This window comes from Salinisphaera sp. SPP-AMP-43, assembly GCF_049568105.1.
Classification (GTDB): domain Bacteria; phylum Pseudomonadota; class Gammaproteobacteria; order Nevskiales; family Salinisphaeraceae; genus Salinisphaera.
The window spans coordinates 1,353,292-1,368,783 of record NZ_CP145335.1 but is presented as its reverse complement, the minus strand read 5'-3'; the positions used below and the strand labels follow the sequence as shown (position 1 = coordinate 1,368,783).

The window sequence follows — 15,492 nt, the reverse complement described above, 5'->3', positions numbered from 1 at the left end:
TACATCAGACGCGTCAGGGCATAGGTACTGCCCGCCGGCTCGGCTGGCGGCCGTTTGAAATCCGGCGTGCCGGCGTCATCTAACGCCGACACATACCACTGACCGATATTAGCCGCGGAACCCGTTCGGGTTCTGCGACTGCCACCGCCAGGCATCGCGCATAATCTCTTCAAGGCCGCGCTCGGCGCGCCAACCCAGATCGCGGGCGGCCCGGCTGGCGTCCGCCCAGCATTCGGCCACGTCGCCCGGGCGACGCTCGACGAGGCGATAGGCAATATCTCGATCGGCCGCCTGTTCAAATGCCTGAATCATCTCCAGCACGGAATAACCCTGGCCGGTGCCGAGATTCCAGGTATGCAAGCCGTTCGTGCCCTCGATCGCCTTGAGTGCAGCAAGGTGCCCGGCCGCCAGATCCATAACGTGGATATAGTCGCGTATGCCGGTGCCGTCGCGGGTCGGATAGTCGCTGCCATAGACCGCCAGTTCGGGCAGACGCCCCACCGCGACCTGGCTAATGAACGGCAGCAGATTGTTCGGCCGCCCCTGCGGATCTTCGCCGATGCGCCCGCTCTCGTGGGCCCCAACCGGGTTAAAATAACGCAGCAGTGCGATCGACCAGCGCGGATCGGCCTGCTGCAAATCCGCCAGCAACCATTCGATCATCAATTTCGAACTGCCGTAGGGGTTGGTCGGCCGGCCCGTCGGGGCCTGCTCGGACAGCGGCATCTCGCGCGATTCGGCATACACCGTCGCCGAAGAACTGAAGACCAGCGTTCGAATATCAGCCCGGTCCATGGCGTTGCAGAGCGACAACGTGCCAGCCACATTGTTGTCGTAGTAGGCCAGCGGCTGCTCGGTGCTCTCGCCGACCGCCTTCAAACCGGCGAAATGCACGACCGCGTCGATATCGCGCTCGGCGAATACGCGATCGAGGTGCTGACCGTCCCGGATATCGCCTGCGATGAATTCGATCCGTTGCCCGGTCAATTGCTCGACCCGATTCAGCGATTCGCGGGAGGCATTGCTCAGATTGTCATAGACCACGACATCGTGGCCGGCCTCGAGTAACACCAAAGCCGTGTGCGAACCAATGAAGCCGGCCCCGCCGGTCAGAAAAACCGTCATGTATAACTTTCCCTACCTTTTTGATTCCGATTCCATATGCCGCCAGGCCATTTATGGCCAGGCAAGCATCACAAAGATGCCGACCAGCCATACCAGCCCCACAGCGATCGCCAGCCGGCGCGACGACATCGTCACACGCCGCCATAGATAATCGGCGACCAAAAACAACACCCCGGTATAAACCAGTGCACTGAACAGCACCCAACCGATATGCCCTTGATCGTAGACCCAGGCCGGCATCAGACAGCACCCGGCAGCGGTTCTACGATTCCAGTTTCGCCGGCGAGTACCCGATCACCGGGCGCCACACGACAGCGCATGGCTTCCGGTACCTCCAGCACCACGGTGCTGCCTAACAGAATACGCCCGATGCGCTGGCCGCGAACGAGTGTTTGCTCAGCTTCGACCCAGGCTTCAAGACGACGTGCTGCAACACTGGTAATCAGCCGGACCGCAATCGGCCCCACACGCGAGTCGATCGCGATACGGGTCTGTACCGGGCAGAATTTTTCGCGAAGAAAAGCGAATTCTCGCCCTTCACCGTCGGTATGCGTATCGCCCAGTGGTTCTACGCTGAGCACCCGCCCGTCGACGGGGCTGCGCTGCACATGCATGTCCCAGAACGACAGCGCGATCACGATGTAACGAATCCCACCCCGGCAATCTGTGCTGGTGATCAGTCCATCGGCCGGCGCGATAAGCGTCTGGCCGGGCTCGGCCGTGCTGCGCTCAGGATCGCGATAGAAAAAAGCCAGGTAGCCGGGATGGAAATGCCCCTTGGCAAGCCAGCCGCGAATCTGTGCCTCCGGCCATCGCAGCCGCCCGGGCAGCCAGCGCCTGATAACCGGCGATGGATACGGCCAATGCCATGCAGCGAGGCCGATCAGCACGGCCAATACGGAAAGAACCGATAGCTGGAACCAGAACAGGATCACGAGTGTTCGGAGGCATCCACACTATGGGTTTTAAGCCAATCCAGAAGTTCATCGCAGGCCTGCTGCAGCGCGCCGGGCAGCTCGAGTGCTTGCCGACTACGGCGTGGTGTTTTGACACGTCGCTTGAGCTGGTGGCCCATCGTGGCGATGCCTACCATTTCGAACAGGCAGTTCATCACGGCCTGGGGAGCGGCAAGCAGATCATCTTCGGATACCAGATGCACCTGATGGCTACGGTCGAGTTTCTGACTTCGAAACCGCGCATGCAAGGTATACCAGACCAATCCCCAGACGGTGTCCTCGGTCAACGACTGCTGGGACAGCAAGGCCGCTACATCGTCCGGGATCGCGAGACGCCCACCGGCGTATTCAGCATCCGCCTGAGAGAGTTCGTGAAGATATTCGCGCGCAGCCGGCAGATCACCGCTTTGTTTGGCGCGCTCGATAAACCGCCGATAGTCCTGGAAGAACCACAGGGCTCGCGCCGGCGAAAAATGCTCTACCAGACCGCCGACGGCCTGGGCGTCGTGGCTGGCCACGAAAACCATGGCCGGCGCTCTCGAGCGTCCGATCAGTCGGCGCAGTGCTTCCTCGGACTTCAGCTCGCCATTGGAAAAGGCACGCGCGTCATCGCTACGATAAACATCGGTTTCAAAATTTCGCTCGAACGCATCCACGATATAGCCGCGGCCGATGTCCGGATTTCCCGTCAGGAAAACCACTACAGGAGTCTCGTTCGCCGTTCGGCCACCCCAGAAACGCTGATAAAGACGCTTGCGGGCCAGCAATCTTCGTCGACGTTTGCCAGACGCGTCATCCGGCGTCGGCAAATTGCCCTCGGTCATTCCGTTACTCCGTCGCTGAATATATCCCAGCAGTCTATTGTACTGGTGTGCCAGGCGAGAATTGTGAGTTTTTGCCCATCGCCGGCTGTTCGAGTTGCGGCCTCAAACAGCTCGTGCCAAAGATAGCCGCCTATCACGCGGGCTGCCATGAAACCTTTCGAGTGCGCGCTAGCGTAGGCGCAATCTATTCTTATATCTGGCCATCGAACTAATAATTATTCGGAACTTTCGCTTACCGTGTGATTAATCGCCGGCAGGTCGATCGAACGAGCCGGCCGTTCAGCCGGCAACTTGGCGTTATTGCGATAGACCGTAATGGCCTGATCATGCGCGTTGAAATTGGTTTGCATACGATAGTGCTTCACGGGGGTGAACTGATCGGAATGCAGCACGTCTTGCAGGCGGCGCATTTCGACTAGATCGGTCCAAAAATCATCCTGGGCCACCACGTATGCCGCCTTCTGTCGGGTGAGCTGCTTGGCAATCTCGGAACGCGTCAAATGCTTGCCTTCGACCCCCGTCGAGCGTCGAATCGCGATACTCAGCAGGAGTTTGTCAGCTCTGATGGTGTCGACATCCGGTCGATCACCAATGGCCCGCATCGCGAAAACGAAGGCGCCATCGCGATAACCGGAAAATACGACATTCGACTGCTCCGGCGCCCGGCGGCTGACCTCCTTGACAATCTGAGCATAGCCGGACACATAAAGCGGCGGGCGATAAACCAGCGTCATCACAAGTGTCGCCAGAGCGAGCGCCGCGAGCACCGCGTATTCCCAGGACTGCCGACGTCCAAACACATGGCAGACGCCCCAGACGCCGATCAGTGCCAAAGGCGGCAGAATCGGGAGCGTAAACCGAGGATCCTTGAGATCGATGGCCGAAAAAAATAGATAACCGATGCCAACCCAGGCAATCAGGAAGCCCCATTGCCACGGCAGTTGTCTGCGCCGGGCCAGCCGCACTAAGCCGGCACCCAGGCCAATGATAATCGTAATAGTGGCGGGCCAGCCCAGCTGTTCGGGCAAACGGCGCGCATACCACAGCCAGTTCGATATTGATGTGCGCGAGGCCGCGCCATCGGGAACGCCGGATACCGATTGCACGTTGGTCTGGCCGAAGTGCAGCGTCAGCCAGATCAGCGGCATCATGAGGATGCAGACGCCGAAGAATACGATCCAGTTGCGTCGCAGCCGCCATGCTTGGCGGCCGTCGAGCAGCACCACCCCGATCGCCATCACCGGCAGTAGGAAACAGACTGTAATCTTGATCCAAACCGCGGCCACCGCGAGCGCAGCCCCGAGATATAAATCACGTTGCCGGTGCGTGGCTTGATAGGCCAGAAACAGTTCTGCGGCCCACACCAACAAAGTGGTTGCCGGCACATCGGTCATGATCTGGCGTCCCCAGAACGCCATCTCCGGAGCCGCACCGACCACAACGGCCGTTGCAAGCGCTGGAAGCTGTGCGACATACCGGCTGGCCAGCCGATAGACGCCTACGACCAAGGCAAGATAGAACAACGCGTTGACGATTACGGCACTTGCCTGCGAGATGCCGAATAACGCATAGGCGACCGCCAGAACCGCCGGATACAGCGGCGGGTAGAACAAGATCGTCAAAGCCGGATATTGGGCGTAATAGTTGTATGCCCACTGGACCGGCTGATGGATCGGGAAAGCCTTCACCAGATCGAGAATGAACGCGCCATTCAAGGCATGGCGAGGCGCGTCCGAATAAAAGAATTCGTAGCCATACCGCGCTTGGCTGAATATCACGATCACGACCATCACCAACCCGAGCCCAACCAATGCTCGTAGGGCGAGGCCGCCATTTGCTGTTCTATTGCGATTTTGCATTCAAGATTCGTTCGGCGTTGCAGAGCAGCCGGTCAGCCGCTTGATAAGAAAACCTTTAATCTCGTGCCATAGCGGGTGGGACGATAACCAACCACCAACCACTGACCCGGCGATCAATCCCAGCCCCGCCGTGATGAGGGGCCCCCACAGCGCATCGACACCAGGCGGATACACATAGCGCGATATTGCGACTGGCACCAAGGCACAAAACGATAAAACCGTACTCGGCCACAACGCGCTCATGAAACTACTGAGTTGAATCTGCACCGTATACGCGAGGCAGACCATCACGATGATAACCGTTATAACGGTCGCTGGAATTAACGAGGATGCTACAGCGACCAAACCGAAGGGCGCGGCCAGAAGCAGTGCCGCAACTAGCGTGCCCTGCCAGGCGCCCGTCAAAGCAGTGGCCAGGCCGACGCGCCCGGTACCGGTCAGCAGCTCTTGAAAATGGATCACAATCAGCGACAACATGCCTTGAATCGCCAACAGCCTGAGAATCGGCACGGCCTCGTCCCACTGATCACCAAAAAAGATCCGAATGATCGGAAATGCCATAAAAGAGGCAAATCCTAGAAATGGCCAACCCAACCCGGTGATGAACGTAATCGACCGTAGATAGAGCTCGTTCGCACCGCCCCCGTTTCGATGCCGATGCGAAAACGCCGAGAAGGTGACCGAACCGACCGCACCACTGATGTTGTCTCGAAACATCCGTACTAGCCCAAAGCCACGGCTGTACAAGCCGACCTGGGCAAAACCCAGCACCCGCCCGATTACGAAATCCGGGGCGCTCTCGCCGAGACGCTGCATGACCGAACCGGCGGTCTGGTTGAGGCCAAACTTGGTGATCGGCCGCCAGTGAGCCAAGCTCAATCCCCGAATACGATAATGGCCGGCCCAGTAGAAGCAGCCGCTGATCGTGGCTAGCATTCCTGCTACGGCGCCCCAGGCTGGGCTGAAATACCCCCATCCGAACCAGGCCAGACTGATCGTTACCAGATTCTGCACAAGGACCTGGGCGGTATTAATCTTATATCGAAGGCCGAACTCCATCTCGCGAATCAACATCGCGTTGACCGTCGAACCAATCGGTAGGAGCAAATAGGTCAGACAAAGAATACGCAGTACGGCACCCAGGCCCTTTTCATCGAAGAACAGGGCAACCCACGGACTAGCGACGAACAGCACCACCGCCAACGCCCAAGCCATGATCAGCGTTACGGTGAATGCCGAACGCGCGATATCGTCTTCCAGTGAAGCGGACTGGACCAAATACTCACTGGTACCGAGGTCACGCAGCATATGCACGAGATTGACGAACGCGATCGCGACCGAATACACGCCAATCTGGGCCGGGGTCAGCAGCCGGCTCAGAATCATCATCGACGGGATCGTAATCAGCAGCGCCGTATACTGTTGTGCGGTTGAGAAAAACAATGAAAGACGCAGAGATTTCCGGTTCTGCGTCTTTACATCAGGTTTCGCCGCCTTAAAAAACCGTATACGCCCCACTAGCGATCACGCTTTTCGCGGATCACGATGCGAGCCATACGCCACAGCCTGGGGACATGGCGGATCACTACTCGGATGGTGTGACCGCAAACTGTGGTGATTGCGTGTAATCAGGCCGTACCGGGCGGTCCATGAACCAGTCCCATGCTTTGCTGGCGCCCGACAGATCCGAATTTGCGGCTGCCGCCATGCCGATTTGATAGTTTGCAACGAAGCCCGTATCGGACTTCGGATAGCCCACCATAGTCCCTGGGGGATAAGAGAAACCGTCGTACCCTTTTTTATTTTTCAACGCTCTGCTCAAGGCTTTGGGCTCGCAGCCGACATCGGCCAAATCGGAAAAGGATTTATCGTAAACGGTGCCGAAATCCGTGTAGAAGCTCGATTTCTGGCTATCGCGCACTCGAAGCTTGTAAGCGCTCGCCATAACCGAACAAAAATCAGAACTGGTCAAGGCGCCGATTTGAAAACGCGAGAAATAATTGCGCATACGATCGGCGCCATCGAATCCGAGATCGGCAAGGTTACCAGTCGCCCAAGTGAAAAACGACATTTGCCACGGCGCAATCCCCGTTTTGTCGGCATCGCCAAATGGGTACGCCAAGGCGTAGCCATTTTTCACGAACCCCAGCGGATTGGCATCAGAATTATCCGTATATCGAGAATTATACCAGCGGATATTGTTTTCAACGGCTGATATAAAATAAGACTTTATAGGCGCATCATCGGGCAACGCATAAGCGGCATAGCCAAGAGTCCGAAGAGCCCAGGCCTGTCCGCGAAGCTGTTTATCGTGTATCAGCCCTGCCCGATAATCTCGATATCCGGGATTTTGCGAAAAGACGACCCAGTTCGCCCATGCAGACAGCTCCTGGGCATAAAACCAATCGCCCGTCACCAAATACGCCATATAGGCTGGGGCGCCGTGGTGAGCCGACTCGGCTCGAATCGGTGAATGGCAATCGCCCGCACAATCCGGCAAACGATCATCGCCGTGGGGCGGCACATGGCATTTCGATTGTTCGGCCGGCCCGAGCAGCGTTGCACACGGATGTCGATCCAGCGATAACGGCTCGCCGGTCGCTTTTTCCCGGTAATGGATGCCGTACGCTCCCAAAGCGTCGCTGTTCGCCAGCATCCAGCGGTACACACGATAATCGCGCGTGTTAACTGCGTAGGCACTGCTCCATTGCGGTAGTGGACCGATCTGGGGTTGTGCGCCCGTCGATTCCATATGCCCCATGACATCGCAATGATCCATCGGCGCACAGCTCTGGCGCACATGCGCCAGCAACGACGGCGACAGATCGATCGATTGATAGTTGGGTACTGCTGGGGTGGCCTGTAAATACTTTCCGTTCAGAGCCGCGAACCATGCCGGCCCGTCCTCACGCTGCCACCACAACACCTGGTGCCAGCGCGCATGGGCGTAGTGGGTCATCTTCGACAGCTGTATCGGCTTTTGCCCTGGAACCGACAATGTGGCTTCGTACGACTCGTTTGCAGGCGCCACATCATAGGACCAATCATTCTCCACCGTTACATCGACCCGTACCGGGCCGATCGCTGCACCCTTCCCATAAGCCCGCACGGCAAAAAACGCCATTAGACGGGGATGAGGCTGGCCCTGTTTATCCGCAAGCGGCGCGCCCACCACCCATTCGTTGGCCAGACGCCCTTTTAACCAACGACGACAATAGAGTTTGGTTGCTGCGCAGCCCCCGTCGGACTGGATTTGTCGAAGCAGATCGCGTGCACTGGCTTGCCAAGCATGCCCTGCCGCATCAATCGCAATTCGGCTATCGAAGTCCGTATTCAATACATCCGCGATCTCGGCGCCCGACGTGCCACTTTCTTCACGGCCAACCGCAATGGTTAGTGCATCATCACGGTCGATTGAGCATGGCACGTCGAGGGAGACGATTGCGTGCCGGACCGACCCATCGGCATTACGTGCCTTGACATCGACCTGCCCTGGCAAGGTTTGATCGCCATTCTGAACCTTGATTGTCCGCCCTCGAGGTACATCCCCGGGCCGAAATGGCTGGCCGAAGGTGACGGGTGCGCTCCCCGCGCAATCGGCATCTAAATGGGCCAAACGAATGTTCATGAGCGGCTGGTCTGGTGCCGCACGCGCCGGCTTGGCAAAAACGCCCCCTACAAGCAAAAGCATGACGGCCAACAGACAACCGATTAACTTACCGCCCTGGCCTGGAAGGTCATGATCGCTAGTAAGACGTTTGATTTGTTTCATGTACTTCGCCTTTGCCCTGCGTACTCGGGCAATTGTCAGTCTAACCAATGGTGCCGTTTAAAACCGGTCAAGCAAGGTCGCCAGTACCCGATAAAATGGCAAAACCATTGAACTGCCACATGCGGCCATCGCGAGATTCAAAGCGCAAATGAGTGCTATAAGTTATCGAATTATAGACGTCTTGTCGGCGCGCCCCTAAAGCATAAAGCCATATCAGATCCTAGGCGACACGCCGACCGGCGTTCGAGTTCGCAAACCAGCCCAGAATTGAAGACTTCCCGAAGACGACCACGGCTTGCTTTTGTCACCGGGGGCGAAGCACGATATAGCCGGATTTTCGGATGTCGTGTCGAAACCCATTTATAACTATTTTAAACATCGGTACGCAGCAGGCTAGCCACTGCGCAACCGTCGGGCGGGTCACCGTTGCAAATCGCTTTATTATCTATCGGCGAGCCGGGCCCTTGAACATACGACGAGGTCTCTTCGACCAACCGATACCCCACAATGCTTCCCCTCATACATCGGGTAATAGAAGCGCTCATAAGCGGACTATCAGAGACAGAAACAAGATAATAAACGTCTATCACGCACTCAGATCGCTAAACTACCTCATCGGGTTCTGCGGCCCTGATTTTCGAGCGCGCCATTCGCCCTTCGACCTGCCAGCAATGCGTGAGTGCTATACAATGCCTTATCTTGTCCGTAAAACGCCTATACTTTTGCCCGGTATTAATACGCTCAGTCTCTTTGTCTTAACTCGCGCGGCTTCGATGACACGGTTATGAGTACGGTGGCATCAATCAATACACAAGAGCGCGCTGAGCCCACGCTCAGCGTTATCGTCGCAGCGTATAATATCGAGGACTATATCGAGGAATGCGTTCGCTCGATACTCGCGTCCGATTCTGTGGATTACGAGATTATCGCGATCGATGATGGATCATCGGACGCGACACCGCATATATTGCAGTCGCTAGCCAGTCAACATCCCATGTTGCAGGCCTTGAGCCGTGACAACCATGGCCCGAGCGCGGCACGCAACGCCGGTATCGAACTCGCCCGCGGTCAATATTTGATCTTTGTCGACGGCGACGACTGGGTCGAACCCGGATATATCGATACGGCGCTGGACCATATCAAACAAGACCCAAAAGCCGACCTCTGGGTTTTCGATTACACGGACGTCAGCCAAACAGAACGCACCCGACAACCCTGCCGGCCAAATTTCTGGGAATCCCGGAATGCGGCTTGGAACAAAATTTATCGTCGAGAACTCATCGGCAACGACCGATTTGACGAGGGCATGCTCTACGAAGACCTCGCCGCTGTTCGGCCGTGGGTCGCTCGAGCACGCCACCCTCGTCACATCAACCGAGCGCTCTACAATTATCGCAATACGCGGTCCGGCTCGATCATGAACTCGAAAGATACGCGACGTTTCTTCGAGCTTCTTACGGCTGCCTCTCTTTGTGTCGAACGCATCGAAAGATATCTGGAACGCCACGACACTGGCGGGTTGGAACAACAGCTGGGCCCGGACTGGAAGCGCCGGTTTTATACAGTCGATGTTTTCGTGCCCGCCATTATTTACTGGTCGCGGAAAATCGACGATCGGGCCGCCCGGCACGACTATATCGCGCGCTTCATGGAAAAGCTGCCCAGCGGAACACCCAGCGCGCAATGGCTGGCTCGCGATTTCGGAGCGAAGATCGCGCTGGCCTCCCGTCTTTATAAACGGAGACATTATCGTGCGGCCGAGTTCCTGTTGTTCGACCTAGGTCGCTTGAAACGCGAAGTCACCAATCGTATCGGCCGCGCCAAAGATTGATGACGAGCTATGAGTACTGAAACGCCCTCTGTAAATCCGGGCCCCACGCCGACTTACTCGATCATTGTTGCAGCCTATAACGTGGCTGAATATATCGATGATTGTCTGTCTTCGTTATTGGTCGATACCGTCGAGAATTGCGAGATTATCGTCGTAAACGATGGGTCGACTGACAATACACGCTTGGTGATCGCACGCTACGAAAACGATCCGCGGGTCCGGGTGATCGACAAGCGCAACGGCGGCGTCAGCGATGCCCGCAATCAGGGCCTTATGGCCGCCCGAGGGCGGTATATCATGTTCGTCGATGGCGATGATTGGCTCGAACCCAATCTGATACCGGCATTCGATGCCGCAATACAGCAACATCCGGGCACCGACTTCATTACCTTCAGCTTTTACGAAGTCTACGGTACAGAACGCTACCCGCACTATTGCCGAGCCGATTTCTGGGGCATGACCAATTCGCCCTGCAATAAGCTCTTCCATCGCGATTTATTGGAAAACATCCAATTCGATTGCGATATCGCCTATGAGGACCTGGCCGTCGTGCCCTATCTTTTTACTCGCGCGACTGCTCCTCTGACTCTGGATGCGCTGCTGTACAACTACCGACGAGATCGACTTGCCTCAGCCATGAACTCTGTCGATCCTGGCCATCTGAGCCAGCTGGTCGAGGCCGCCCAACGCAGTATTTCGAAAATATTGCATGGCGAAGCAACCGGCGAAATCGCGCCAGTGGCGCCACGTTTAGGCCATGACTGGCAGGAACGCTTTGAAACCATCGAAATATTTATCCCCGGCGTCCTACATTTCAGTCGCAAGATACCGGACCGCCGCACACGGCGCGACTACATAAAGCAAATGATGGCTCGCCTACCGGATCGGCAGCGAATTCAACCTGATATAGTTCAACAGAAGTACGGTCGCAAGATGGCGTTGGGCAGCCGTCTATACCGGATGGGGCATTCGGAACTGGCCCATTTCCTGCTTCATGACACCGGCGCGATCAAACATCGACTGCTGCATCCGCTGTCTAACTTACCCCGCAATCGGGATCATCCCGATCGCAGCGCCTAGCCTCTGCAAGCCACTAGGCATTTCTGAGCCCGTTTTTCACAAATATCTAGTCGCTGGGCCTGATGCCGTACATCCGACAGCGGTTGCAGTCCCGCGTTTGATCGGACAGCGATAAAAATTGGCGCGATTCGCCGGCTTTTAAATCTTTGTTAGCTTACTGAGCTTACTTGATGGCGAAGTCATAGCAGCCGACTCAATCAGTGGACTTTCTGGCTGTCACTTCTTCGAGCATAGTCGCCAACCGGCCGGTTTGATGTCGTCTTGAATATGACTGCAGTCTCTGGTCATCCACGATCCACGCCGGGTCGCCCCCCGGCTGCAAGCGCAGCCCTTCGACAAACATCATCACGGCGGCCGCGATCTCCTTCACGTCGCAGGCATCAGCGCGTACCCCCGCGTCGAGCTCATCCAACAGCCCAGCTGTATCGCCTTCGGGATCGACGAGTGCCAGCACCGGCCGGCCGACCCGCAGATATTCGAACAGCTTGGCAGGAACTTGGGTATTGAATTCGCGACCCTGCAGAAGCAAGAGGCCGTCCGCCTCGGCCTGTTCAACAAGCGCTCGCTCATGCGCGATACGCGGCGACAGGGTCACTAGATCTGCAATATCCAGCCGATCGATTTCAGCTTGGAACAGTTCATCCTGTTGCGAGTTGCGGAACACGATCTGCAACTGCCGGGCGTCGATCTTTTTTTCCTGCTTCAATTGAGCCAATGCTGCGAACAACGCGCCGGGATTACGTCCTGTTTCATAGAGATGGCCGGTATGCAGCACTGTAATCGGCCGCACTTCACGGCTCTGTCGTGGCTCGGCAGCTGCCACCGGCGTAAATGCCTCGTCGAAACCGTTCGGAATGACTTCCGACCGGCCAGCGGCAAACGGGAACCGCTGCACATAGTCTTGGCGCGCCCCGGCCGTCACAAAAACAGCACGATTCGCCTCGATCGCTATTCTTCGCTCGATCGCTCGATGCGCCCAGCATTGGAGCGGTTTGCCGTCCGGGCGAACCGGATCGCGAAATTCTGCAATCCACGGCAGGCCTGACCAGCGCGCCAGTACGGCACCGATCAAGTGACTGGTCGCAATAGGGTACGTCGACCAGATGGCATCGATCGCATGCTCGCGAATCAGTCGCCGCCCAAGGGCGATAGCGCTGGGGGCCCAGGCGGCCCATCGATCGGGTACCGCCACCCATGCCGGATAGCGACCTTTCCACCCCAGGTGACGCCGTGCATCCAGTGCCCAGCTGCGATGCACCTCGCCATGACAAGGCATTGGTGTCTCGTAATCGAGCTCATCGTATACCTCGAGCTTTGGCGCCAAAATATGGGCCTGCCAGCCATAGTCGGGCAAATAACTGGCAAAGGCGCGGGATCGCAAAGCCCCTGCAGAAGCTGCGATTGGCGGATAATGAAACGCGATCATCAGTACCTGACGGTACCCAACCAGCGAAGACTGTGTTTTATAGTTCATGCGTTGGGCAGTGGCTACCATGGCGGCAAATCCTGTATGCCACGCACACGCTCTCCTCCGCCAGAAGCCAGTTCCTTACGTGGTCTGGCACGGCTCGAACGCTGCCGTTTGCCGGCTGACGACCCCGGGGTGTCTTTCTTGGGTTCAATAGATGAGGGACCGCTATGCTGTCGAGCTTTCGCGGGCTGCCGCTCGACCAACACTTGCATAACAGCAACGATCGCCAGCATCTGATAGAGGAAGTCGATATACGGCATCGGCAGCAGCGAACCTGCGGCAGCATATGCGACCAGACTGACCTGGAGCATGCTGGCAAGATCTCCGAAAAACGCATTCTCCGGTGGCCCTGCCCGCGCTTTCTTGCGTATACGCGCCAAGCCGATATAACCGGCGGCCATCAAAGCGATAAACAAAGCCAGCCCAACAAACCCTTGCTCGCCCAGCACTTCGAAAAAGATACTGTGGATGGCGCGGCCGGGAACCGCATCGGGCGGCCCGTACTGACGCCACATATCGTGGCTGGACCAAACATTGAAACCACCGCCGAACAACGGATTCGCCTTCGCTACATTGAATGCGAATTCCCAGGATTGAATACGGCCCTGCGCGGACTTGTCTTGCTGGTATTGATCGATCGTGTTGATACGGTTGGCGTACTGTTCCGGCATGAAGGCGCCAATAGCCAGCGCAAGCGCCGGCGCCAGCAGGATCAGGATACTCCGTCGGCGGCTCTTCCAGATCAGCATGCCGCCGGTGATCGCCAACGCCAGCAAACCGCCGCGCGAATAGGTGCCGATGACCGCCACGGCTGTCAAACCCATGACGGCCCAGAGCACTATATTGAGCCGACGATCCTCGGTATGCAGCTGCACATAACGCATGAGCGGTATGGTCATGCACATGATCAGCGCGAACTGGTTGTTATCTGTAAAGAAGCTCGATTCCGGCCCCATCACATGATAGTTGCCGCCGGTTAAAAGCGTGAACAGGCCGCCTTTGAAGCCCCAGAAGCCGAACGAGGCCACGCTCACCCAAATCACCCATTGCAGCTTCTGACGGTCGGTCACCAACATGAGAGTGACGTAGGTCATCGTCATCATCTTGATGAACTGCGTCAGCTCTTTATTCGCGCCCTCGGGCACGACCGCCTGAGTGGTCGATAACGCGACCCAACCCAGAAACAACGTCATCAGCACCACAATGGGCTTGAACGGCGGCGCTTGGCGTTGTTTAGCCTGGGCCGCCAAGCCGGCCAGCGTAACGATCGCCACGATCATGACCCAGGGCTGAGTGACGGCAAAGCCCCAGGTCATGCGGTGCGGGTTCAGGTAACTGAACATCATCCACAGCAGAAGCCCAATAATCGGGCGCATGAACGCCATTGGCAGCGTCGCCACCACGAAAAGAAGCAGCGCAATATCACGCATGGCTTAGTCGGCCTCCCGCAGAGCCATTACTGCGTCCATGAAAAATTTGGCTGCCCAGTTCGGATAACGACACCCCATGTATCCCCCGTGCCATGGATAGGAGCCGGCAATCGCACCACGCCGAATGGGATCCATTGTGGCAAGGTCCTGCGTCGACTGCACGAACCCAATGGCCCGATGCGCCGATTCACGCCAACTGGCGTCGCCGTCGAAACGCGCCAGCTGCAGCCATGCATAGGCAATCTGCACATCGCCGGTCAGACAGGCCCAAGGCGCGGCCGCCTGCCAGCGACTATCCAAACGCCCTGGCAGACTCCCATCGCGTCTTTGGCAGGCAGCAACCCGCGCTAGAGCGTGTCGTGCTGCATCGATAAACTGTGTCTCGCCCAGGCGAATACCGACCTCGAGCATAGCCTGCAAGGCATAGCCAATGGTATGCGTCAGCGGTCGCCGGTTGTCTTCGAGATCGTTGTTCTCCAACCAGCCGTTGGGCCGCATTTGGGTCAAGGCCCAGGCGACGTTGGCACGCGCAGCCGCCGCATAGCGGGGCTCGTCGATAGCTTTAGCGGCCTCGAGCAATCCCAAGGCGGTTCGCGTGTTATAGGTATTGAGCGGATGAGTAGTAAACGGCGAGCCAAACTGACGCCAAGCCCCGTCTGCATCCTGAACTGAGAGCAGCCAGTCGGCGGCCTTCGACAAGGAGTCGGCAAAACGAACCTCGCCGGTCTGATCATAGGCCGCAGCCCAGCCGAACAACACCTGACCGGTATTGAACACCGTAGGGACCAGCCGCTTGGCATCGATCGTGCCCGCACAGACAGCGCCATTGGCCAGTTGCACATCGGATTCCCAATGCGCCATCCGCGTTGCCCGCTCGCGGAACTCCTCGCTATGCGTACGCATGGCGTAGTCATACAGCGTTGGAATGATATAGCCGGTCGTTTCTGGATAGGAGGCCGCCCAACGGCCACGCGCACCGTTGTAAAAAGCTGGAACGCCGGCGTCAGCGCCGACATCCTGGGCACGGGCCAGCCACGCCGCAGCTTCGTCCAGATGACGGTCATGGTCGGCGCAATCATGCCGACCGATCCCCAGGCGACTATAAACACGGTGATGCCACCAGCGGGGCGAAGCAGTTTTCAAC

12 protein-coding genes are annotated in these 15,492 nt (G+C 57.5%); 2 read left to right on the top strand and 10 right to left on the bottom strand.

The window, feature by feature from the left end:
* Positions 1–108: 108 nt before the first annotated feature.
* The 7 genes from galE to V5738_RS05815 form a co-directional block, all read right to left on the bottom strand.
* Positions 109–1,125, bottom strand: a complete 1,017-nt coding sequence (gene galE, locus V5738_RS05845) for a UDP-glucose 4-epimerase GalE (RefSeq protein WP_423823478.1) — start codon at positions 1,123–1,125, stop codon at positions 109–111.
* A 51-nt stretch (positions 1,126–1,176) separates the two neighbouring features.
* Positions 1,177–1,365, bottom strand: coding sequence for a hypothetical protein (locus V5738_RS05840; RefSeq protein ID WP_423823476.1), 189 nt, complete (start codon positions 1,363–1,365; stop codon positions 1,177–1,179).
* Positions 1,365–2,060: a phosphatidylserine decarboxylase gene (locus V5738_RS05835; RefSeq protein WP_423823475.1), complete on the bottom strand. Its 696-nt coding sequence runs from the start codon at positions 2,058–2,060 to the stop codon at positions 1,365–1,367. Before V5738_RS05835 ends, V5738_RS05840 begins: the two co-directional genes overlap by 1 nt.
* Positions 2,057–2,905 (bottom strand): hypothetical protein, encoded by an 849-nt coding sequence (locus V5738_RS05830; RefSeq protein ID WP_423823474.1) that lies wholly within the window; start codon positions 2,903–2,905, stop codon positions 2,057–2,059. The genes V5738_RS05835 and V5738_RS05830 overlap by 4 nt, the downstream gene beginning before the upstream one ends.
* A gap of 215 nt (positions 2,906–3,120) precedes the next feature.
* Complete coding sequence (locus V5738_RS05825; RefSeq protein WP_423823473.1) at positions 3,121–4,764, bottom strand: ArnT family glycosyltransferase; 1,644 nt, start codon at positions 4,762–4,764, stop codon at positions 3,121–3,123.
* Positions 4,765–6,282, bottom strand: coding sequence for a lipopolysaccharide biosynthesis protein (locus tag V5738_RS05820; RefSeq protein ID WP_423823472.1), 1,518 nt, complete (start codon positions 6,280–6,282; stop codon positions 4,765–4,767).
* Positions 6,283–6,349: 67 nt separating this feature from the next.
* Positions 6,350–8,536, bottom strand: a complete 2,187-nt coding sequence (locus tag V5738_RS05815) for a hypothetical protein (RefSeq protein ID WP_423823470.1) — start codon at positions 8,534–8,536, stop codon at positions 6,350–6,352.
* Positions 8,537–9,320: 784 nt separating this feature from the next.
* Between V5738_RS05815 and V5738_RS05810 the strand changes: the two genes are divergently transcribed.
* Positions 9,321–10,367: a glycosyltransferase family 2 protein gene (locus V5738_RS05810; RefSeq protein WP_423823469.1), complete on the top strand. Its 1,047-nt coding sequence runs from the start codon at positions 9,321–9,323 to the stop codon at positions 10,365–10,367.
* Positions 10,368–10,376: 9 nt separating this feature from the next.
* A complete protein-coding gene (locus V5738_RS05805) occupies positions 10,377–11,447 on the top strand; it encodes a glycosyltransferase family 2 protein (protein WP_423823468.1) in 1,071 nt (356 codons plus the stop codon).
* 193 nt (positions 11,448–11,640) lie between these two features.
* Here V5738_RS05805 and V5738_RS05800 read toward each other — a convergent pair whose 3' ends face one another.
* The 3 genes from V5738_RS05800 to V5738_RS05790 are packed head-to-tail and all read right to left on the bottom strand — an operon-like array spanning position 11,641 to position 15,491.
* Complete coding sequence (locus V5738_RS05800) at positions 11,641–12,942, bottom strand: glycosyltransferase (RefSeq protein ID WP_423823467.1); 1,302 nt, start codon at positions 12,940–12,942, stop codon at positions 11,641–11,643.
* A complete protein-coding gene (locus tag V5738_RS05795) occupies positions 12,936–14,348 on the bottom strand; it encodes a putative O-glycosylation ligase, exosortase A system-associated (RefSeq protein ID WP_423823466.1) in 1,413 nt (470 codons plus the stop codon). The genes V5738_RS05800 and V5738_RS05795 overlap by 7 nt, the downstream gene beginning before the upstream one ends.
* Positions 14,349–14,351: 3 nt before the next feature.
* On the bottom strand, positions 14,352–15,491 hold the full coding sequence (locus V5738_RS05790) for a pectate lyase (protein WP_423823465.1): 1,140 nt from the start codon (positions 15,489–15,491) through the stop codon (positions 14,352–14,354).
* Between the last annotated feature and the right edge of the window lies 1 nt (position 15,492).

Bases quoted from the DNA above. Each gene is read 5' to 3' on its own strand.
- galE (WP_423823478.1), bottom strand. From the start codon at position 1,125: ATGACGGTTTTTCTGACCGGCGGGGCCGGCTTCATTGGTTCGCACACG.
- V5738_RS05800 (WP_423823467.1), bottom strand. From the start codon at position 12,942: ATGGTAGCCACTGCCCAACGCATGAACTATAAAACACAGTCTTCGCTG.
- V5738_RS05805 (WP_423823468.1), top strand. From the start codon at position 10,377: ATGAGTACTGAAACGCCCTCTGTAAATCCGGGCCCCACGCCGACTTAC.
- V5738_RS05795 (WP_423823466.1), bottom strand. From the start codon at position 14,348: ATGCGTGATATTGCGCTGCTTCTTTTCGTGGTGGCGACGCTGCCAATG.
- V5738_RS05830 (WP_423823474.1), bottom strand. From the start codon at position 2,905: ATGACCGAGGGCAATTTGCCGACGCCGGATGACGCGTCTGGCAAACGT.
- V5738_RS05810 (WP_423823469.1), top strand. From the start codon at position 9,321: ATGAGTACGGTGGCATCAATCAATACACAAGAGCGCGCTGAGCCCACG.
- V5738_RS05840 (WP_423823476.1), bottom strand. From the start codon at position 1,365: ATGCCGGCCTGGGTCTACGATCAAGGGCATATCGGTTGGGTGCTGTTC.
- V5738_RS05825 (WP_423823473.1), bottom strand. From the start codon at position 4,764: ATGCAAAATCGCAATAGAACAGCAAATGGCGGCCTCGCCCTACGAGCA.
- V5738_RS05815 (WP_423823470.1), bottom strand. From the start codon at position 8,536: ATGAAACAAATCAAACGTCTTACTAGCGATCATGACCTTCCAGGCCAG.